Here is a 19,579-nt window from a genome sequence, read left to right as displayed (position 1 = left end):
GCCTGTCGTGCCGACAGGCGATGCACCGATACTAGTGAGCCCCGCACGCCAGACGAATGCATCGTTGGCAGGAGGAGCTCTCGTCATTTGGTCGTAGGCGTTGCACACACCCAAATGTGGGGGGGTTATGCGGTGGACTGGGGATTAGTGTTTGGCAACGAGGTCTTTGGGCAACTTGAAGGTCCAGAGCATGCCGCCCTGGTTGAAGTCCTTGACCCGCTTGGCCACTTCGCCGCCCCACAGCGGCACGGCGCCGCCCCAGCCGGAGAGCACCGAGACGTACTGTTCGCCGTCCATTTCCCAGGTCACGGGCGAGCCGAGCACGCCGGAGCCGGTCTGGAATTCCCAGACCTTCTCGCCGGTCTTGGCATTGAACGCCTGCAGGAATCCTTCCGGCGTGCCGGTGAACACCAGGTTGCCCTTGGTGGTCAGCACACCGCCCCACAGCGGCGCGAAGTTCTTGTGGCGCCAGACTTCCTTGCCGGTTTTCGGGTCGATCGCCCGCAGCACGCCGATGTAGTCTTCATTCAACGGCTTGATGGTGAAACCGGCACCGAGGAACGCCGCGCCTTTCTTGTAGGCGATGCCTTCGTTCCAGATGTCCATGCCCCATTCGTTGGACGGCACGTAGAACAAGCCGGTGTCGCGGTTGTAGGCCATCGGCATCCAGTTTTTCGCGCCGAGGAAGGCCGGCGCGACGAACACCGAGCTGCCCTTGGCTTCCGTGCCCGGTGCGCCAGGACGGCTGGCTTCGTTGTAGATCGGCCGACCGGTCTTATCCAGGCCGGTGGCCCAGGTGATCTTGTCCACGAACGGGAAGCCGCGGATGAATTTGCCGTTGGTGCGGTCCAGCACGTAGAAGAAACCGTTGCGGTCAGCGGTGGCCGCCGCCTTGATTTCCTTGCCGCCCTCGGTGTAGTTGAACGACACCAACTCGTTGACGCCGTCATAGTCCCAGCCGTCGTGGGGCGTGCTCTGGAAGTGCCACTTGATGGTGCCGTCGTCCGGGTTGAGCGCCAGGCGCGACGACGAGTAGAGGTTGTCGCCAGGGCGCAGGTGCGAGTTCCAGGGCGCCGGGTTGCCGGTGCCGAACAACAGCAGGTTGGTTTCCGGGTCGTAATAACCGCCCAGCCAAGGCGCGGCGCCGCCGGTCTTCCACAGGTCGCCCGGCCAGGTCTTGCCCGCTTCGCCGCCGGAGATGCCGTTTTCCACGGCCTTGCCGTCCTTGTAGACGTAACCCATGTGGCCTTCCACCGTTGGCCGGCTCCACAGCAAAGTACCGTTCTTCGGGTCGTAGGCTTCGATCTTGCCGACCACGCCGAATTCGCCACCGGCCACGCCGGTGATCAGCTTGCCGTTGATTACCAGCGGCGCGGCGCTGATCGAGTAGCCTTCCTTGTGGTCGGCGACTTTCTTGCTCCAGACCACCTTGCCGGTGTCCTTGTTCAGCGCCACGAGCTTGGCGTCGAGGGTGCCGAAGATCACCAGGTCGCCGTACAGCGCGACGCCACGGTTGATCACGTCGCAGCAGGGGCGGATGTCATCCGGCAGGCGCGCATCGTATTGCCAGAGCTTCTTGCCGGTACGCGCATCCACGGCGAACACCCGCGAATAGGAGCCGGTCATGTACATCACGCCGTCCTTGATCATCGGCTGCGCCTGCTGGCCGCGCTGCTTTTCCCCGCCGAAGGAGAACGCCCACACCGGTCGCAGCTCCTTGACGTTGTCGACGTTGAGGATCTCCAGCGGGCTGTAGCGCTGACCCTGTACGCCGAGGCCGTTGGTGACGATCTGCTCGGGGTTCTTGGGATCCTGGAGAATGTCCTGGTCGGAAACCCCGGCCAAGGCCTGGCCGGACAACAGCATGGCACTGAGCAGCAGGCTCAAGACGAAGGGCTGGCGACGTGCGGGTTGAGTCATGACGGCTTCCTCTGCAGTTTTTTGTTATTTCCGGGAAATTTTCCCGGTCTGGTGCAGATTCTTGGGCGCCGCCGCCCGGACAACAATTGCCCGCAATGTGGAGTTTTCTAGTTCCTTGGTACAGGGTCGGATGCCGACCAACACCCCCTGTGGGAGCGGGCTTGCTCGCGAAGAGGCCTTTACATTCAACGTATGTATTGCCTGGCACACCGCTTTCGCGAGCAAGCCCGCTCCCACAGGGGATTTGGGTGGGTCAGTTGTTTGAGTTGGAGTCGACTCGGGTCATCTGCACTCGCTCGTAACGCGGGTACAAATGACTGACGCTGCGGATCAATTCGTAGCGGCTGAGGTTGATCCCGGCAAAGCGCTCGGGAATCGGGCTGCGGATCATCTCGCTCATGTCGCTGCCGTTGGCCGCGCCGTCGCGCATCAACTGATCGAGCCAGCCCAGGTAGTCGCGCATTTGCGCGAAGGGCTGTGGATCGCTGGCGACCGCGCCGTGGCCGGGCACGATCAGTGTCCAGGGTAAAGCCTGCAGGGTCGCGATGTCGGCCAGCCACACCGCCAGCCCCGGACTGTTGGGCGTGGTCAGCGCCCGCTGATAAAACACCAGGTCCCCGGCGAATAGCACGCCGGTTTTCTGGTCGAGAATAGCCAGATCCGCACCCGTATGCCCACCCAGGCTCAGCAGGCGCAAATCGTGATTCCCAAAACTTTCCACACCCGGCGTCAGCGCCTGCGTCGGCAACACCACTTCGGTGCCGCGCATCCAGTCGCCCACCAGCCGGTACATGTTCTCGGCCATGGCATCGCCCTGCTTTTGCAGCAGCTCGCTGGTGCCGGCCAGTGCGCCAATCGGCACGTCGGTAAACGCCTGGTTGCCCAGCACATGGTCGGGGTGATGATGGGTCAACAGCACCTGGATCACCGGCTTGTCGGTGGTCGCCGCGATGGCCCGGCGCATGGCCTCGCCATAACGCCTGGACGGTCCGGTATCGATCACCACCACGCCCCGCTCGGTCACGATGAACGCCGTGTTGACGATGTTGCCACCGTTATCCCTGGCGAAATTGTCGGTGCTGCCTTCGAGCAGCCAGGTGTCTTCGGCGATCTGCCTGGGCTTGAGCGAGTACTCGAGTTCGGCCATGGCCGGCAGGCCCAGGCCGATCAACAACAGCAGCATCCAGCGCATGACAGACTCCTTGGATTCAGGGGATCGACGCATCGAACCGATTGCCGCTGTTATCGCGCAACAACAGGCGCGTCGGCCCTGCCCCTTCGATATCAAAGGCCAGGCTGGGGTTTTCGCTGACGGCGGGGAACAGCTCGAGGCGGGCCAAAAGCTGATCGTGCTGATTGCGCAACTCGGCATGGTTGAGGAAAAATTCCGGGATGCCGCTGACCATGCCGTTGTCCATTGGATGCGCCACCTGCAGGCGCACGCGGCTGAATGCCTCCCGCGGGTAACGGCCGCCCAGCACTTCGCCGATGTGTTCTTCCCAGCCCGCCTGGGTGCGTACCACGCTGGGCGCGGTGCAACCGCCGCCTGCCGCGTCGATCAGGGTCGAACCGACATGCCACACCCCGTCACGGGTCAACACCGCCGCGCGCAAGGGCGTGGCCTGTTCGACGCGGATGCGGATCGACAGCCACGGCAACACACCATCCAGCGGTTCGAAATCGACGATTTTCGGCAGGGGATTGAGTTCCGCCCAGGCAAGGATTTTCACCACCTCGCCCTTGAACGCCCGGGCGTCGATTTCCAGGGGCACTTGCCGGGCATCTTCGGCGAATGGCGGCGCCAGCAGCTTGACCCGCTGGTCGAACACGAACGGCGCATCGCCCAGCATCTGCTTGTGATAGAAGGCCCACATCACCGACGGTACCGGATCCTGGCCCGGATCGATGTCCACCGCCCGGGCAGCCGGGCTCAGGATCAGCCACACGACCAACAGACAACTCCCTCGCCAGATCATCCCTTGCTCCTATTGGTACATCTCGGGCACGTCGTAACGCAGGCCGTAATGGCCATAGATGGTTTTCACCGAGCCTTCGCGGATCAGGCCTTCCAGCGCCTCCTCCACGGCATAGGCCAATTGCCGGTTGCTTTCGTGCACCGCCATGCCGATCTCCCAGAGCTGCTTGCCCATGTTCGGGTAGGCGTTTTCCGCCAGGGTCAACTGCGGGTCGGCCGCTTCATGCACTTGCCAGTCGATCTCGCCGCGCATGGCCATGACCGCGTCGACCTCGCCGGCCTTCATCGCCGCAAACGCCTGGGGCACGCCCGGGTAGTGACGGGTCTTGCCGGCGAGCATGCCGTTGAACACCGAGGTCAGGTAGAACGAGGGCACGCTGTCGACCTCGACGCCGATCGGGTGTTGCTCGAACACCGCGACGCTGGCCACCTTGTCCAGCCGTCGACGGTCGTAGGCGACCTGCCACTGCTCGTTCTGGTATGGGCCGAACATCACCACATGGCCGTTTTCCATCTCGCCGAATTCGTTGCGTTTCTGCGCGTAATCGCGGTCGTACGGCACCCGCATCATCAGGTCGGCCAGTTGCTGGTTGTGCAGCGGGCTGGCCCGCCAGATGTAATCGCGCAGGTCGTCGTCGAGCTTTTACCCGGCGGGCGCCCAGATCAGCGTCAGGCGCACGCCCAGCGCCTTGGCCAGCGCCTGGGCCAGTTCGACATCGACACCCCGGGGCTGACCGGCGTCTTCAAAACTGTAGGGGGCAAAATCCTTGTAGACCGCCACTTTCAGCTCCCCGGCGGCGATCATTTCGTCATAGTTGCGAACCTGCGCCTGCACCGACTGGCAGCACAGCCACACAGCGCCGATCAACACCGCGAGCAGGCGCATGGGTCACTCCTCGACGTGGACGCTGTCCAGGTAACTGCGCACCGCCCACAGGGCTTCCTGGCTCAGGTAGTCGGCCATCTTCGGCATATACACGCGGCCGTCACGCACCGCGCCATGGCGCACCCGCTCAACGAACCATTCATCGCCCGCCTCGCCGACATCGAGCATGCGCAGGTCCGGCGCGATACCACCGGACTTGGCTTCCAGGCCATGGCAGGCCGCACAGTTCTGGTTGTAGGCCGACGAGCCGATTTCCACTGCCTTGTCGTGCTCCGGGGAACTGCGGTAAGGGTTCACGGCGGCCCAGCCGTCGCCATCCACCTGGACGCCGGCATCCTTGATCGGGGTCAGGCCTTTGGTCTCAACGGCTTGTGGCACCACATTGCCGTGGGCCCATACGGAACCTGCACTGATAAAGCCGGCCAGCAGTCCGGCAACGAGCAAGGCGTTGCGTTTTGTTGTCATTGTTATGCCCTCTGGATTGCACGCAAGACCTCTTGGCAGAGGCTATGGCAACCATCTTAGGAACCCCGACGCGCTGACCCCATGCTGCTTTGGTGGCCGCCGTCTAGTCCCTTGGTAGTAAGGCCTTGGAGGGACGCCCAAATCAGGTGGCCCCTGGGAATTTTTCCCGGCAACGGCGGGACATTTTCCGTATCCGCCACACGGCGGGCGCCCCACCCTGTGCAGGCCAAAACCTCCACTGGGAACTGCCACCATGACAATAAGATCGCTACCCGCCCTTTCCCCCCTGACCGTCGCCGTGCAGACATTTTTGCTGGCCGCCAGCCTGTCCCTGAGTGCTACTGGTCATGCCGAGTCCACCCCGGCCACCGCTGGCAAAAACGTCAGTTGGGAAGACATTGCCAACGACCACCTGACGACGAAAGACGTGCTGCAATACGGCATGGGCACCAATGCCCAGCGCTGGAGTCCCCTGGCCCAGGTCAACGACAAGAACGTGTTCAAGCTGACCCCGGCCTGGTCCTATTCCTTCGGTGACGAGAAGCAGCGCGGCCAGGAATCCCAGGCCATCGTCAGGGACGGCGTGGTCTATGTCACCGGCTCGTATTCGCGGGTATTCGCCCTGGATGCCAAGACCGGCAAACGCCTGTGGACCTACAACCACCGCCTGCCGGACAACATTCGTCCGTGCTGCGACGTGGTCAACCGCGGCGCGGCGATCTATGGCGACAAGATCTACTTCGGCACCCTCGATGCGCGGCTGATCGCCCTGGACAAGAACACCGGAAAAGTGGTGTGGAACAAGAAGTTCGGCGACCACGCCGCGGGCTACACCATGACTGGCGCCCCGGTGCTGATCAAGGACAAGACCAGCGGCAAGGTGCTGCTGATCCACGGCAGTTCCGGTGATGAGTTCGGCGTGGTCGGCCAGCTCTACGCCCGCGACCCGGACACCGGCGAAGAAGTCTGGATGCGGCCTTTCGTCGAAGGCCACATGGGCCGCCTGAACGGCAAGGACAGCACCCCCACCGGCGACGTCAAGGCGCCGTCGTGGCCGAACGATCCGACCACCGAGACCGGAAAGGTCGAAGCCTGGAGCCATGGCGGCGGCGCACCCTGGCAGAGCGCCAGTTTCGATGCCGACACCAACACCATCATCGTCGGCGCCGGCAATCCGGGCCCCTGGAACACCTGGGCGCGCACCTCGAAGGACGGCAACCCGCACGATTACGACAGCCTCTACACCTCCGGCCAGGTGGGCGTCGACCCGAGCACCGGCGAGGTCAAATGGTTCTACCAGCACACGCCGAACGATGCCTGGGACTTCTCCGGCAACAACGAGCTGGTGCTGTTCGACTACAAAGACAAGGACGGCAAGACGGTCAAGGCCACCGGCCACGCCGACCGCAACGGTTTCTTCTACGTGGTCGACCGCAACAACGGCAAATTGCAGAACGCCTTCCCCTTCGTCGACAACATCACCTGGGCCAGCCACATCGACCTCAAGACCGGCCGCCCGGTGGAGAACGAAGGCCAGCGCCCGGTCAAGCCATTGCCGGGGGAGACAAAGGGCAAGCCGGTGGAAGTCTCGCCGCCGTTCCTCGGCGGCAAGAACTGGAACCCCATGGCCTACAGCCAGGACACCGGGCTGTTCTACATTCCGGGCAACCAATGGAAAGAGGAATACTGGACCGAAGAGGTCAACTACAAGAAAGGCTCGGCCTACCTGGGCATGGGGTTTCGCATCAAGCGCATGTACGACGATCACGTCGGCACCCTGCGGGCGATGAACCCGACCACCGGCAAGGTGGTCTGGGAGCACAAGGAACACCTGCCGCTGTGGGCCGGCGTGCTGGCGACCAAGGGCAACCTGGTGTTCACCGGTACCGGCGACGGTTTCTTCAAGGCCTTCGATGCGAAAACCGGCAAGGAGCTGTGGAAATTCCAGACCGGTAGCGGCATCGTCTCGCCGCCGATCACCTGGGAACAGGACGGCGAGCAGTACATCGGCGTGACCGTCGGCTACGGCGGCGCGGTGCCGTTGTGGGGCGGCGACATGGCGGAGTTGACCAAGCCGGTGGCCCAGGGCGGCTCGTTCTGGGTGTTCAAGATCCCGAGCTGGGATAACCAGACGGCGAAACGCTGATCCCCACCGCCAGCAACCTGCGCCTACAACGCGAACCTGTAGGAGCCGGCTTGCTGGCGATTGCGCCCCTCCTCACAACGAGACGCCCGCCATGAAGTACCTTCCCCTGCTGCTATTGCTAAGCGCCCTCCCGACCCACGCCGACAACGGCGACGAGACCCCCCTGATCATCAACGGCTGCACCATCGCCGAACACAGCCAGTGCCCCGGCGCCAACCTCAAGGGCGCCAACCTGAGCAACCAGGACCTGCGCAACATGAACCTCAGCGGCGCCGACCTGCGCGAGGCCGACCTGCGCCACGCCCGCCTCGACCTCGCCAACCTGGAAAAGGCCCGCCTACAGGGTGCTAATCTGACCCGCGCGAGCCTGCAGCAAAGCAATGCGCGCCTGGCGGATTTCACCGGCGCCACGCTGGTGGCGATCCAGGGCTGGGGGATGTTCGCCCAGGGCGCGCAATTCGCCAACGCCGACCTCAGCGCCGCCTACCTGCAATTCGCCCGCCTCTCCGGCGCCAGATTGCACAACAGCAACCTGCGCGCCGCCGACCTGGAGATGACCTGGCTGAGCAAGGCCGACCTCAAGGATGCCAACCTGAGCGACGCCAACCTGCAGGAGGCCAAGTTGGGTGAAAGCAACCTGGAGCACGCCAACCTCAGCGGCTCGCGCCAGCACTATGCGAATTTTCAGGATGCGAACATGGAGGGCTGTACGGGGTGCCCGACGACATGGGACAAATGACCTGAATGCAACACACCCCCCCTGTGGGAGCGGGCTTGCTCGCGAAAGCGGAGTGTCATTGAGCATTTTCGTGACTGACACACCGTCTTCGCGAGCAAGCCCGCTCCCACAGGGGATGGGTGTTGAATGGACGAGCGAGTCACCCCGCCTTGCGCACCACCCCCATATCAATCCCCAGATGCACCAGCTCGGCATGGGAGCTCACCTGCAACTTGCTCTTGAGCAACGTCAGGTGATTGGAAACCGTCTTGCTGCTGATGCTCAGTTGCTCGGCTATCTGCCGCGCCGGGGTGCCCTTGGCGAGCATCACGAAAATCTCCAGCTCGCGCTGGGTCATGCTCTGCAGGCGCGGGTCGCTGGCGTCCTGTTGCGCATGGCAAGCCAGTTGCGTAGCCAGCGGCTGTTCGATGTAGGCGTGCCCGGCAAGCACGCGCCGCACCGCCTCGATCAACACTTCTGGCGCCGAGCTTTTGGTCAGGTAACCCGCGGCCCCGGCGTCCAGTGCCTGGCGCACCAGCGGCAGTTCATCGTGCATGCTGAAAAACAGCACCCGCAGTTGCGGCAAGCGCTGGCGCAAGCGCCGGGTGGTTTCCAGGCCGCTGATGCCGGGCAAGCCGAAATCCATGATCACCAGCTGCGGCACGCTCTCCTGAACGCGCAGCAACGCTTCCTCCCCCGTTGCCGCCTCACGCACCTGCAGCGCCGGCAACAGGGCGCGCAACAGGCTGGCGTAGCCCTGGCGGACTACCGCATGGTCATCGACCAGCAAAATACTCATGAAACCTCCAGGGGCATGCTCAAGGCCAGCGCCCAACCGGCGCCGGGGTGACTGATGATGCGCAACTCGGCGCCCAGGCTACGGGCGCGTTCGCGCATCGAATACAAGCCGACGCCGGGGCGCTGGGGTTGCGCGGCGCCGCGACCGTTATCGCGCACCAGCAGGCGCAGGCGCGCGCCCTGATGTTGCAGGCGCACCCGCACCTGGCTGGCGTCGGCATGCCGGGCGATGTTGGTCAGGGCTTCCTGCAGCAAGCGGTACAGATGGGTCTTGTCTGGCGCCGACAGCGTTGGTAACTGCGCACTGAGGCGCAGTCGACAATCGATGCCCTGGCGGCCCTGCCATTGCTCCACCAGCAAGCGGATGGCGTCGGCCAGCGACAGGTGTTGCAGGACCACCGGATAGAGGTTGTGCACCAATGCCCGAAAGCCCTGTTGCAGGTGTTCGCAGTTGTGCTCCAGTTCCACCATGGTGCGCTCGACGGTTGCCGGCTGATCGGCCACCAGGCGCAGCAGACAAGCCTGGGCACGGATGCCGGCCAGGTACTGACCGAGATCGTCGTGCAGGGTCTGGGCCAGTTGGGTGCGCTCCTGTTCCTGTACGGCCAGCAAGGCCTGGGTCAGCCGGGCGTTGTCGCTGCCGGCCTGTTCCAGCGCCGCGGTCATGCGGTTGAAATGCACCGCCAGTTGGCGAGCCTCGGGCCCCCCTTGGGTGCGCAGGCGCACCTTGAGCTGGCCGGCGCACACCTGCTGCAGCGCCCGCAGCAACTCATCGAGCAAGCCCATGCCGCGGCGCACGGCCCAGCGGATGGTCAACAGACTGACCAGCAGGGCCATCGCGCACAGGCTGAGCAGCTGTTGCAGGGAATCCCGGACTTCGTCGATTTCATCCCGCGGGTCGACTGCGATCTGCACCCGTCGGCCATCGGCCAGATCGAGAACGCTTGCGCCGTGTCGGCCCTCAGTGAACAACAAGCGTGCGAGCCAGGCATCGAGCCCGTCCTGCACGGCTGGCCGGGGTTGTTCATCCGCCACCAGCCAGTGCACACGCACATGGCGCAGGCCTTGGGTCAGCCGTGGTTGCAGGCTGACCGGGTCACGGGCGGCGGTTTCGCTCAGGTACTCGACCACCGCTTCGGCCGATTGCAGTTCACGCTCCACATCCGCCAGCGCCTGATGCACCAGCAACGCCGTGCACGCCAGGGTGACCAGCGCGAAAAAGCCGCAGACCCACAGGTTGATCCGCCACAGGGCCGACATGCCTAGCGCCCCGGTGTCGCGGGCATCACCTGCATAGGTGCGGGACGCGGGCCATGGAGCCGGTCGACGCCGATCAGGGTGAGAATCAGCAGGAGCGGCAACAGCAGTGCCTTGACGATACGCATGCCCAGTCCCCTCCAGAGTCGTGGCCTTTATTGCCCATGCTAAAACCGCGCCGCCCGGTACGGGCTACTACCTTGGTACTGGCTGGTTGGTACTTTCTGCATATTTCCACGCCTGCCCGGGCTTCCTATGCTGGCGCTACCTGTAATGGAGTGCCCTATGCGCCAGCTTGCCCCTTACGCCTTGATCTACCTGCTGGCGATTGCCTGCGCCGCCGGGTTGGTCACCCAGAGCCAGGCGGCGGACGCGCCCTTGCAGGTGCGCATCGGCTACCTGGGTTATCGCCCGGACCCTGGCCCGCTGCTGTCGAACGTCATTGCCGAACCCACCGATGCCGGGCTGCGCGGCGCCGAACTGGCGATCACCGACAGCAACAGCACTGGGCGCTTTCTCAATCACGCCTACAGTCTGGTCAGCGCCAGTGTCGACAACCCGCAAGCCTTGCTCGAAGCGGCAAAATCCCAGCATGAACAAGGCCTGCGCCTGTTCGTGGTGAACGCACCGGCCAGCAGCCTGCGCCAACTCAGTGCTGCGCTGCCCGACAGCCTGCTGTTCAACGCCGGCAGCCCCGACGACAGCCTGCGCAGCACCGATTGCCTGCCCAACGTGCTGCACAGCCTGCCGAGCCGGGCGATGCTCGCCGATGCGCTGGCGCAATTTCTGGTAGTGCGCAAATGGCAACGAGCGCTGCTGATCGTCGGCCCGACCACCGACGATCAAGCCTACGCCGCCGCCCTGCGCCGAGCGGCCAAGCGCTTCGGCCTGCAACTGGTGGCGGAGAAAGCCTGGAGTTTCGACAACGATCAACGGCGCAGCGCCCAGGCCGACATGCCGCTGTTCACCCAGACCGCCGAATACGATGTGGTGCTGGTGGCCGATGAGCGCGGCGATTTCGGCGAATACGTGCCCTACCAGACCTGGTACCCGCGCCCGGTCGCCGGGACTCAGGGCCTGACCCCGGTGGGTTGGCACAAGACCGTGGAAACCTACGGCGCCGCCCAGCTGCAGAAGCGCTTCGAAGCCCTGGCCGGCCGCTGGATGAACGACCGCGACTTCGCCGCGTGGATGGCCGTGCGCAGCATCGCCAGCGCCGTGAGCAAATCCCGGAAGACCGAACCGATGGCGATCCGCGACCTGGAAATCAGCGACCAGTTGCCGCTGGACGGTTTCAAGGGCCGCAAGCTCAGCTACCGCCCCTGGAACGGCCAGTTGCGCCAACCGATTCCGATCGTGCAGCCGCGGGCGCTGGTCAGCACCTCGCCCCAGGACGGTTTCCTGCACCCGTTCAACGAGATGGACAGCCTGGGTTACGACAAGCCCGAGGTCAGCTGCCGCTTTCCCTGAATACGACAACTACAACAAGGAAACTGCCATGCGCCGCACTCTTCTTTCCTGCGCCCTGCTGCTCGCCGCCAGCCACGCCGTCGCCAGCACCGCCTGGGTCTCCAATGAAAAGGACAACAGCCTCAGCCTGATCGACATGCAGACCCTGCAAGTCACCGACACCCTGCCCGTCGGCCAACGCCCCCGTGGTCTGCTGCTGTCCCACGACAACAAGCTGCTGTACATCTGCGCCAGCGACTCGGACCGGGTCCAGGTGATGGACGTGGCCACCCGCAAGATCATCAAGGAACTGCCCTCGGGCAAGGACCCCGAGCAATTCGCCCTGCACCCCAACAATCGCTGGCTGTATGTCTCCAACGAAGACGATGCGCTGGTCACGGTGATCGACACCGAGACGTCCAAAGTCCTCGGCCAGATCAACGTCGGCGTCGAGCCCGAAGGCATGGCCGTCAGCCCCGACGGCAAGTGGGCGGTGAACACCAGCGAAACCACCAACATGCTGCACTGGATCGACACCAGCACCCAGACCTTGGCCGACAGCACGCTGGTGGATCAGCGCCCGCGCTTCGTCGAGTTCTCGCCGGACGGTTCACAGCTGTGGGCTTCAGCGGAAATCGGCGGCACCGTGACCATCCTCGACGTCGCCAGCCGCAAGATCCTCAAGACCCTGAACTTCCAGATCAAGGGCGTGCATCCGGACAAGGTCCAACCCGTGGGCGTCAAGCTCAGTGCCGACGGCAAGTACGGCTTCGTCGCGCTCGGCCCGGCCAATCATGTGGCGGTGATCGATGCCAAAACTTTCGAGATTCTCGACTACCTGTTGGTGGGTCGACGGGTCTGGCAGATGGCATTCACCCCGGATCAAAAGCAGCTGCTGGCCACCAACGGCGTCAGCGGTGACGTTTCGGTGATCGATGTCGACAGCCTCAAGGTCAGCAAATCGGTGAAGGTCGGACGATATCCGTGGGGCGTGGTGGTGACCCCATGAACGCCCTGGAGGTCAGCGACCTGAGCTTTGCCTACGGCCCTCGGGAGGCCCTGCGCCAGGTGAACTTCAGCTTGGCGCCCGGGCGTTTCGCCGCGCTGCTGGGGCCCAACGGCGCCGGCAAATCCACCCTGATCGCGCTGCTGACAAGGCTCTATGACCTGCAGCACGGGGATATCCGGGTCGGCGGCTGTTCATTGCGCAGCGCCCCGCGCCCGGCGCTGAAACAACTGGGCGTGGTGTTCCAGCAAAGCACCCTGGACCTGGACCTCAGCGTCGAGCAGAACCTGCGTTATCACGCCGCGCTGCATGGCTTGTCCCGGCGCCAGACGCGCCTGCGGGTCGACGCGGAACTGGCCCGCCAGGCCCTTTGCGAGCGCCGTGGCGAACGGGTGCGCGAACTCAATGGCGGCCATCGCCGCCGGGTGGAAATCGCCCGTGCACTGCTGCACGAGCCGCGCCTGTTGCTGCTCGACGAAGCCAGCGCCGGCCTCGACCCGGCCAGTCGCCTGGCGCTCAACCAGCACATTCGCAAGCTGTGCCACGAGCAGCACATCAGCGTGCTCTGGACCACCCACCTGCTCGACGAAGTACAGGCCAGCGACGACCTGTTGATCCTCCATCAGGGCCGCCTGGTGGCCAGCGGACAGGCCGACGCACTGAGCCTGGAGCACGGCGGCAACCTCGACTCGGCCTTCACCCGACTGACCACCTCAGGAGCTGCCCAATGAACGCGTACTGGCAATGTTTGCGCGGCATCGTCCTGCGCGAATGGCTGCGTTTCGTGCTGCAACGCACGCGGTTTCTCAGCGCCCTGGTGCGGCCATTGCTATGGCTGTTGGTGTTCGCCGCGGGCTTTCGCGCCGCGCTGGGCATCGCCATCATCGAACCCTACGACACCTACATCCCGTACGAGGTCTACATCATCCCCGGGCTGGCCTGCATGATCCTGCTGTTCAACGGCATGCAGGGGTCACTGTCGATGGTCTACGACCGCGAGATGGGCAGCATGCGCGTGCTGCTCACCAGCCCCCTGCCCCGCACCTTCCTGCTGTGCAGCAAGCTGTTGGCCACATCGCTGATTTCGCTGCTGCAGGTGTACGCCTTCCTGGCGATTGCCTGGCTCTACGGCGTGCAGCCGCCGGTCATGGGGTTGCTGCTGGCCCTGCCAGTGTTGCTGCTGGTGGCCTTGATGCTCAGCGCCCTGGGCCTGTTGCTGTCGAACGCGATCCGCCAGCTGGAGAACTTCGCCGGGGTGATGAACTTCGTGATCTTCCCGCTGTTTTTCCTGTCATCGGCGCTTTATCCGCTGTGGAAAATGCGCGAGGCGAGCGAGTGGCTGTACTGGTTGTGCGCGCTGAACCCGTTTTCCCATGCGGTCGAGCTGGTGCGTTTTGCCTTGTATGAGCGGTTCAATCCGCTGGCGTTGGCGGTGTGCGTGGGCCTGACCCTGCTGTTTTCGCTACTGGCCGTACTCACCTTCAACCCGCAACACGCCGCCCTGCGCAAATCCACCTGACCACGAAATTGAGCATGGAAAATTAATACTTTAGTACTGGTCCTACCTGTCTATCGTCGCATTCCCAACGCCTCGCGACTGGCATGTAATGGCTGCATAACTATAAGGACCAGACCCCATGCCGCGTGCCCGACGTCACCTGCTGCGTCCCACTCTCGCTGCGCTGTCGCTGGGCCTGTGGCTGGGCGGTGCACAGGCGCAAGCCCCGCTGTTTTCCCCCGATGGCTATCGCATCGACCTGTACCGCAGCCCCACGCCGGAACAACTGCCAGGCGCGACCATCATCGACACCCCAGCCCTGCAAGCGCTGCTCGGGCAAAAGCCGCGCCCGCTGCTGATCGACGTCTACCGTCGCCAATGGCTGCAAGGCCGCTTCATCGAAGACCAGCCCCACGAAAACCTGCCCGGCAGCCACTGGCTGGCGAACACCGGCGACGGAGAGCTGACGGCGCAATGGCAGGCCTACTTCGCCGACCACCTGAAAAAGCTGACCGCCGGCGACCCGGGGCAACCGTTGGTCTTTTACTGCCGGGCCGACTGCTGGTTGAGCTGGAACGCCGTCAAGCGCGCAGCCTCTTTGGGCTATAAGACACTGTATTGGTACCGCGATGGCCTCGACGCCTGGCAAGCCGCCAGCCTGCCGGTCGCACCCGCTTTGCCCGAACCCTTTCCCTGAGCTTTACGCGTGCCTGTAGTTGCCACACCATAATCAAAATAATGAGGTGAAAGGCCATGTACAAAATTCTGATTGCCGACGATCACCCGCTGTTTCGCGAAGCCATACACAACGTCATCAGCGATGGTTTTGCCGGTAGCGAGGTGATGGAAACCGCCGACCTGGACAGCGCCCTGGCGTTGACCCAGGAGCACGATGACCTGGACCTGATCCTGCTCGACCTGAACATGCCCGGCATGCACGGGCTCAATGGCCTGATCAACCTGCGCAACGAAGCGCCGACCATTCCGGTGGTGATCGTCTCCGCCGAGCAGGACAAGCAGATCGTCCTGCAGGCCATCACCTACGGCGCGGTGGGTTTCATCACCAAGTCCTCGCCCCGTGCCCAGATGACCGAGGCCATCCAGCAGATTCTCAATGGCAATGTCTACCTGCCCCCGGACATTATCCGCACCACCAAAAGCAGCACCCACCGGCGCATGAACGATGCCCCGAGCTTCCCGCCGGAACTGTTGCAGGCCCTGACCCGCAAGCAGCTGCAGGTGCTGGAGCGGATGACCAAGGGTGAATCGAACAAGCAGATCGCCTACACCCTGGAAATCGCCGAAACCACGGTCAAGGCCCACGTCTCGGCAATCCTTCGCAAGCTCAACGTGCACAACCGGGTGCAGGCGATCCTGAGTGCCGGAGATATTGATTTCGGGTCTTATTTGCGGCGTTGAAACAGAAGACCGCGTCGTTCCCATCGCCGGCAGGCCGGCTCCCACAGGGGATTTGTGTACGACGCAGATCCCTGTAGGAGCGGGCTTGCTCGCGAAGAGGCCCTCACAAACACCAAATAACTCATGGCCTGGCGAGCAAATGACTCATCGCCGTCTTCAGCTTCATCGGCCGCACCGGCTTGTGCATCAGGGTATGCCCCAGTTCGCGGATCTGCTGCTTGAGCTCGTTGCTGTAATTGGCGGTGATCATCATGGCCGGGATCGCGCAGGCGCGGCGGGCGTTGATCCGCGCGACAGCATCGACGCCGTTCTGGTCGTTGTCCAGGTGATAGTCGGCAATCAACAGGTCGGCGCCAGCATGGTAGTTGTCCACTTGCCGCGCCAGGTCATCTTCCGACAGCGCCGTCACCACCCGGCAGCCCCATCCCTCCAGCAACGTACGCATGCCGGCGCAAATGGTCGCATCGTTGTCCAGCACCCAGACCCGCGCCCCGCGCAGCCGTTCGAGCATCGGTTCGCTCATCGGCAGGCTCGGCAATGGCTTGGGCGCGGTGGCGCTGATCGGCACCTCCACTGCGAACATCGAGCCCCGGCCAGGCCACGAGCGCACGTGGATGCGGTGCCCGAGGATGCCGGCGATTTTCTCGACAATCGCCAGCCCCAGGCCCAACCCACGATCCTGATCCGGACGTTGCACGTCGCCGCGCTTGAACTCCTGGAAGATTTCTTCCAGGCGATTCTCGGCAATGCCCATGCCGCTGTCCCAGACCTCGATCGACAGGCTGCTTTGATGCCGCCGACAACCCAGCACCACACGACCGCTGTAGGTGTAGCGAATGGCGTTGCTCAACAGATTGCGCAGGATGCGCGCCAGTAACTGGATGTCGCTGCGCACCAGTGCCGAACAGGGGATGAAATGCAGTTGCAGGCCCTCGCTGCGCGCCACCTCGGTGTATTCGGCGGCGAGATTTTCCAGCAGTTCGCTCAAGGCGAACGGCGCCACATCGGCCTTGATCACGCCGGCATCGAGCTTGGAAATATCCACCAGGGTGCCCAGCAGACTCTCCACATCTTCCAGGGAATTGCTGACATTGCGCACCAGATGCTCGTTGGCGATCGGCTCGCGGCGCTCCAGCAAGGCGCTGGTGAACAACCGCGCGGCGTTCAGCGGTTGCAGCAGGTCGTGACTGACCGCGGCGAGGAACTTGGTCTTCGACAGGTTGGCCTGTTCCGCCTCCAGTTTGGCCTCACGCAAGCGTGACTCGACCCGCCGGCGCTCGTCGATTTCACGCAGCAACTGGTCGTTGAGCTGGGTCAGTTCGGCGGTGCGTTCGCGCACCCGCAGTTCGAGGTTCTGATAGGCCTGGTGCAGCGCTTCGGCGGTACGCCGGCGTTCGGTGATGTCGCGGATCAACACGAAGATCCCCACCACCTCGCCACTGGCCAGGCGATTGGGCACGTAGGAGCGCAACATGTAGCGCTCCTGGTTGTTGACGTTGGTCTCGGCGAATTCGAAGGTCACGCTCTCCCCGGCCAGCGCCCTGGCCACGTAGGACTCCAGGCGCTGGTAATGCTGCTCGCTATGCACCTGGCGCAGGCTCTGGCCGAGCATCACGCCGCGCGGCCAGCAGTACCATTCTTCGTAGACCTTGTTGGTGAACTCGTAGACCAGGTCGGCATTGAGGTAGGCGATCAGCGCGGGCACATGGTCGGTGATCAGGCGAATCCAGCGCTCGCTTTCGCTCAGGGCCTGGGCGTGCTGGTAGCGCTCAGTGATGTCGGTGAAGGTGTTGACGAAACCACCGGCCGGCAGTGGATGGGTGCGAATTTCCAGGACCCGGCCATCGTACAGGCGCTGTTCGCAATCCTGCACGGGACGCCCGTTCGCGCCACGACTGGCCGGGGTCAGCAGGGTCAACTCGCTGTCGGCGATGACTTCGGCAAAGGGCCGATGGGCCGCCACCGGCGCCAGGCCGCTGAGTTCCAGGAACCGCCGGTTCCACAGCTCCAGGATGCCCTCGGCGTTGACCATGGCCACGCCTTGGGACAGGTTGTCCACCGCCCGTTGCAGCAAGTGCGACTTCTGCGCCACCGCCTGCTCGCGGCGCATGGTTTCGCTCTGCTTGACGTCGGTGATGTCGGTGAACAGGATCACCCGCCCGCCCTCCTGGGTCGGCCGCTCGCTGACCTGCAGCCAGCGCCCGTCCTGCAGGCGATACAGCAGGTTCTCATCGGCGTGCCCGCGCGGCTCCTCGGTAAACGGCCCGTTGTTCATCATCAGGCGCTTGACCTCGCCCAGGCGCATGCCGGCGTTGATCCGCACCCGGCTGTGGGTCCAGAACGCCCTGAAGCGGCTGTTAAACAGGACAATGCGTTGATCGGCATCGAACAGCACGAAGGCATCGGAAATGCTCTCGATGGCGTCGATCAGGTGTTGATGGGCGGTTTCGGCACGCAGGCGGGCTTCGCTGAGCAGGTGGTTGCCCGCCTTGAGCTCGGCCATGGCCTGGTTCAAGGCATCGGTGCGTTCACGCACCTGCTCGGCCAGCACCACCGAATGCTGGAACGCGGCATAGGGATCGTTGCCGCGGGTGATGCCGGACTCGATGCGCTCGATCAGCGCCGCGTTGATGCGCTGCAGTTTCTGATTGTCGTGCTGCAGGACGGCGATTTGCGCCCGCAGTTCAGCGCTGTCCAAGGGAGCGGCCGCGGGCAATGGCAACGCCGGTGAAGGTCTGGTTGATGTGCATGCCATTGAACTGTTCTCCGTAGGTGTTGAAGCCCATCACCCGCTGTTCGCGCAGGAAACTGCCGATCTGCTCCAGGCTGCCGGAGTCTTCCAGCTCCAGGCGCCTGAGGAAACAGTCACAACCGATGGTCAACAACAGGTCGCCGAGGCGCTCCTGCAAGCCGTCGAACAGGCGTTGCAGGTTCGGCAGCATCGGCCCCGGGGTCATGGCGGTGAGGACGATGCCGTTCTCTACGGCGCAATAAAAACTCAGGCTCAGGTCCGGATGCACCTGCTGGATGGCGCGAACGTAGTATTGATCGTTGATGCGCACCGCCAGGGGGTGTGCGGCGAAGATCCGGTGGTCGAGCTCGGCCACCGGCACGCCGATGTGCCGGGCGTACTCGGCGGCGGCCGGCTCGGCGTTGAGTTCGAAGACTCGCCGCGTGGTGCTGTCGGCGCCGGTGACCACCAGCTTCTCCGCGCGCGGCAGGATGTGATGGGTGGTGAACACTTCGAAGTCCAGCCAGGTATTGACCAGCACCACCACCGCCGCACCGCTGCGAAAGCCGCCGTCGAAGTAGACATGGGTGTGGGTCAGGTAGTTGTCGTCACCGGCCGAGCCGCCGAAATGCGGAATGTCGCCCAACGCCGCACTCAAGGCGGCGAGGACCATTTCCTCGCGGCTGGACAGGCCATCGAGCAAGGTCAGGGCAAAGCTGTTGCCCTTGATCGGAGCCAGGGTATTGCTGCGACAGCCGTTGACCAGGCGCTCGACCATCTGCTGCGCGTCGATCAGGCTGAAGTGCTCCATTTCGTCGATCAGTTCCAGGGCGATGGAAAAGTAACGATGATCGAAGCCCACCGCCGTCACGCAATTGCGCCCGTAACCCTGCGGGGTGATTTCCCCGGCGCTGGTGCACCCCGCCAGGCGTATCCCGCCGAACCCTTGCTGCAAGGCGCCACCCAGTGCCTGCAAGTCGTATTCGGCGGAACAGAAGAACAACACGAACCCCAGGTGCGGGTGCAGCAACTGCCGCGCCAGCTCCTGCGCCACCTGTTGGGGATCGGTGGCCTGGGACATCGCACTGACGATCCCTTCGTTCTGGACCTGCTGCATGGTCGCCCCTCGCAGGTGCGTGTGTATGAGGCACGAGTGTACGAAGCCTGCGAAGGGTCACGAATGCTACTTGGGTAGCAGGCAGGCGCTTCAATGGGATGAGAGCTGTGTCGCAGATCCCGCGAACACCACCCCCCTGTAGGAGCCCGGCTTGCCGGCGAAGGCGTCATAGAAATCGCCTTCGCCGGCAAGCC

General features: G+C 63.8%; 17 protein-coding genes and 1 pseudogene. 8 read left to right on the top strand and 10 right to left on the bottom strand.

Annotation, left to right across the window (positions count from 1 at the left end):
* Positions 1-144: 144 nt before the first annotated feature.
* The 5 genes and pseudogenes from SOP95_RS26545 to pedF all read right to left on the bottom strand — a co-directional run bounded on the left by SOP95_RS26545 (position 145) and on the right by pedF (position 5,246).
* On the bottom strand, positions 145-1,920 hold the full coding sequence (locus SOP95_RS26545; protein WP_274074722.1) for a PQQ-dependent methanol/ethanol family dehydrogenase: 1,776 nt from the start codon (positions 1,918-1,920) through the stop codon (positions 145-147).
* Between the two features lie 253 nt (positions 1,921-2,173).
* Complete coding sequence (locus tag SOP95_RS26540; RefSeq protein WP_323608852.1) at positions 2,174-3,112, bottom strand: quinoprotein relay system zinc metallohydrolase 1; 939 nt, start codon at positions 3,110-3,112, stop codon at positions 2,174-2,176.
* A gap of 16 nt (positions 3,113-3,128) precedes the next feature.
* Positions 3,129-3,896 (bottom strand): quinoprotein dehydrogenase-associated SoxYZ-like carrier, encoded by a 768-nt coding sequence (locus SOP95_RS26535; protein WP_274074720.1) that lies wholly within the window; start codon positions 3,894-3,896, stop codon positions 3,129-3,131.
* A gap of 9 nt (positions 3,897-3,905) precedes the next feature.
* Positions 3,906-4,781 (bottom strand): annotated as a pseudogene (locus SOP95_RS26530) (substrate-binding periplasmic protein).
* Positions 4,782-4,784: 3 nt separating this feature from the next.
* Positions 4,785-5,246: a cytochrome c-550 PedF gene (pedF, locus tag SOP95_RS26525; protein WP_274074718.1), complete on the bottom strand. Its 462-nt coding sequence runs from the start codon at positions 5,244-5,246 to the stop codon at positions 4,785-4,787.
* 253 nt (positions 5,247-5,499) lie between these two features.
* On the opposite strand from pedF, the gene exaA reads away from it, so the two are divergent.
* Positions 5,500-7,392: a quinoprotein ethanol dehydrogenase gene (gene exaA, locus SOP95_RS26520; RefSeq protein ID WP_274074717.1), complete on the top strand. Its 1,893-nt coding sequence runs from the start codon at positions 5,500-5,502 to the stop codon at positions 7,390-7,392.
* Positions 7,393-7,483: 91 nt separating this feature from the next.
* Positions 7,484-8,131: a pentapeptide repeat-containing protein gene (locus SOP95_RS26515; RefSeq protein WP_274074716.1), complete on the top strand. Its 648-nt coding sequence runs from the start codon at positions 7,484-7,486 to the stop codon at positions 8,129-8,131.
* Positions 8,132-8,270: 139 nt separating this feature from the next.
* Here the strand turns inward: SOP95_RS26515 and SOP95_RS26510 are convergent, their stop codons facing one another.
* Genes SOP95_RS26510 through SOP95_RS26500 form a run of 3 tightly spaced genes read right to left on the bottom strand, consistent with a single transcriptional unit; the run spans position 8,271 to position 10,293 of the window.
* Positions 8,271-8,909, bottom strand: a complete 639-nt coding sequence (locus SOP95_RS26510; protein ID WP_274074715.1) for a response regulator — start codon at positions 8,907-8,909, stop codon at positions 8,271-8,273.
* Complete coding sequence (locus tag SOP95_RS26505; RefSeq protein ID WP_323608851.1) at positions 8,906-10,168, bottom strand: HAMP domain-containing sensor histidine kinase; 1,263 nt, start codon at positions 10,166-10,168, stop codon at positions 8,906-8,908. The genes SOP95_RS26510 and SOP95_RS26505 overlap by 4 nt, the downstream gene beginning before the upstream one ends.
* A 2-nt stretch (positions 10,169-10,170) precedes the next feature.
* On the bottom strand, positions 10,171-10,293 hold the full coding sequence (locus SOP95_RS26500) for a hypothetical protein (protein WP_274074713.1): 123 nt from the start codon (positions 10,291-10,293) through the stop codon (positions 10,171-10,173).
* A 157-nt stretch (positions 10,294-10,450) separates the two neighbouring features.
* Here SOP95_RS26500 and SOP95_RS26495 point away from each other — a divergent pair, with 157 nt between their 5' ends.
* The 6 genes from SOP95_RS26495 to SOP95_RS26470 all read left to right on the top strand — a co-directional run bounded on the left by SOP95_RS26495 (position 10,451) and on the right by SOP95_RS26470 (position 15,537).
* The gene (locus SOP95_RS26495; protein WP_323608850.1) at positions 10,451-11,635 is read left to right on the top strand and encodes an ABC transporter substrate-binding protein; all 1,185 of its coding nucleotides are present in this window, start codon (positions 10,451-10,453) and stop codon (positions 11,633-11,635) included.
* A gap of 28 nt (positions 11,636-11,663) precedes the next feature.
* Complete coding sequence (locus tag SOP95_RS26490) at positions 11,664-12,623, top strand: YVTN family beta-propeller repeat protein (RefSeq protein WP_274074711.1); 960 nt, start codon at positions 11,664-11,666, stop codon at positions 12,621-12,623.
* Positions 12,620-13,351, top strand: a complete 732-nt coding sequence (locus SOP95_RS26485) for an ABC transporter ATP-binding protein (protein WP_323608848.1) — start codon at positions 12,620-12,622, stop codon at positions 13,349-13,351. The genes SOP95_RS26490 and SOP95_RS26485 overlap by 4 nt, the downstream gene beginning before the upstream one ends.
* Positions 13,348-14,139 (top strand): ABC transporter permease, encoded by a 792-nt coding sequence (locus SOP95_RS26480; RefSeq protein WP_274074709.1) that lies wholly within the window; start codon positions 13,348-13,350, stop codon positions 14,137-14,139. Before SOP95_RS26485 ends, SOP95_RS26480 begins: the two co-directional genes overlap by 4 nt.
* Positions 14,140-14,257: 118 nt before the next feature.
* Complete coding sequence (locus tag SOP95_RS26475; protein ID WP_323608847.1) at positions 14,258-14,815, top strand: PQQ-dependent catabolism-associated CXXCW motif protein; 558 nt, start codon at positions 14,258-14,260, stop codon at positions 14,813-14,815.
* A 56-nt stretch (positions 14,816-14,871) separates the two neighbouring features.
* A complete protein-coding gene (locus SOP95_RS26470; RefSeq protein WP_046817100.1) occupies positions 14,872-15,537 on the top strand; it encodes a response regulator transcription factor in 666 nt (221 codons plus the stop codon).
* A gap of 121 nt (positions 15,538-15,658) precedes the next feature.
* Here the strand turns inward: SOP95_RS26470 and nahK are convergent, their stop codons facing one another.
* On the bottom strand, positions 15,659-18,253 hold the full coding sequence (gene nahK, locus SOP95_RS26465; RefSeq protein WP_274074800.1) for a hybrid sensor histidine kinase/response regulator NahK/ErcS': 2,595 nt from the start codon (positions 18,251-18,253) through the stop codon (positions 15,659-15,661).
* The gene (gene nosP / locus SOP95_RS26460; RefSeq protein WP_323608846.1) at positions 18,222-19,385 is read right to left on the bottom strand and encodes a nitric oxide-sensing protein NosP; all 1,164 of its coding nucleotides are present in this window, start codon (positions 19,383-19,385) and stop codon (positions 18,222-18,224) included. The genes nahK and nosP overlap by 32 nt, the downstream gene beginning before the upstream one ends.
* Positions 19,386-19,579: the final 194 nt, after the last annotated feature.

Source organism: Pseudomonas sp. YuFO8, from assembly GCF_035065025.1.
Taxonomy (GTDB): Bacteria; Pseudomonadota; Gammaproteobacteria; order Pseudomonadales; family Pseudomonadaceae; genus Aquipseudomonas; species Aquipseudomonas putida_AE.
Note: the sequence above shows the minus strand (reverse complement) of the source record. Positions and strands in the feature narration are given on the sequence as shown.

Bases quoted from the DNA above. Each gene is read 5' to 3' on its own strand.
- SOP95_RS26515 (WP_274074716.1), top strand. From the start codon at position 7,484: ATGAAGTACCTTCCCCTGCTGCTATTGCTAAGCGCCCTCCCGACCCAC.
- SOP95_RS26510 (WP_274074715.1), bottom strand. From the start codon at position 8,909: ATGAGTATTTTGCTGGTCGATGACCATGCGGTAGTCCGCCAGGGCTAC.
- pedF (WP_274074718.1), bottom strand. From the start codon at position 5,246: ATGACAACAAAACGCAACGCCTTGCTCGTTGCCGGACTGCTGGCCGGC.
- SOP95_RS26500 (WP_274074713.1), bottom strand. From the start codon at position 10,293: ATGCGTATCGTCAAGGCACTGCTGTTGCCGCTCCTGCTGATTCTCACC.
- SOP95_RS26545 (WP_274074722.1), bottom strand. From the start codon at position 1,920: ATGACTCAACCCGCACGTCGCCAGCCCTTCGTCTTGAGCCTGCTGCTC.
- SOP95_RS26495 (WP_323608850.1), top strand. From the start codon at position 10,451: ATGCGCCAGCTTGCCCCTTACGCCTTGATCTACCTGCTGGCGATTGCC.
- SOP95_RS26470 (WP_046817100.1), top strand. From the start codon at position 14,872: ATGTACAAAATTCTGATTGCCGACGATCACCCGCTGTTTCGCGAAGCC.
- SOP95_RS26490 (WP_274074711.1), top strand. From the start codon at position 11,664: ATGCGCCGCACTCTTCTTTCCTGCGCCCTGCTGCTCGCCGCCAGCCAC.
- SOP95_RS26475 (WP_323608847.1), top strand. From the start codon at position 14,258: ATGCCGCGTGCCCGACGTCACCTGCTGCGTCCCACTCTCGCTGCGCTG.
- SOP95_RS26535 (WP_274074720.1), bottom strand. From the start codon at position 3,896: ATGATCTGGCGAGGGAGTTGTCTGTTGGTCGTGTGGCTGATCCTGAGC.
- SOP95_RS26480 (WP_274074709.1), top strand. From the start codon at position 13,348: ATGAACGCGTACTGGCAATGTTTGCGCGGCATCGTCCTGCGCGAATGG.
- SOP95_RS26540 (WP_323608852.1), bottom strand. From the start codon at position 3,112: ATGCGCTGGATGCTGCTGTTGTTGATCGGCCTGGGCCTGCCGGCCATG.
- SOP95_RS26505 (WP_323608851.1), bottom strand. From the start codon at position 10,168: ATGTCGGCCCTGTGGCGGATCAACCTGTGGGTCTGCGGCTTTTTCGCG.
- exaA (WP_274074717.1), top strand. From the start codon at position 5,500: ATGACAATAAGATCGCTACCCGCCCTTTCCCCCCTGACCGTCGCCGTG.
- SOP95_RS26485 (WP_323608848.1), top strand. From the start codon at position 12,620: ATGAACGCCCTGGAGGTCAGCGACCTGAGCTTTGCCTACGGCCCTCGG.
- nosP (WP_323608846.1), bottom strand. From the start codon at position 19,385: ATGCAGCAGGTCCAGAACGAAGGGATCGTCAGTGCGATGTCCCAGGCC.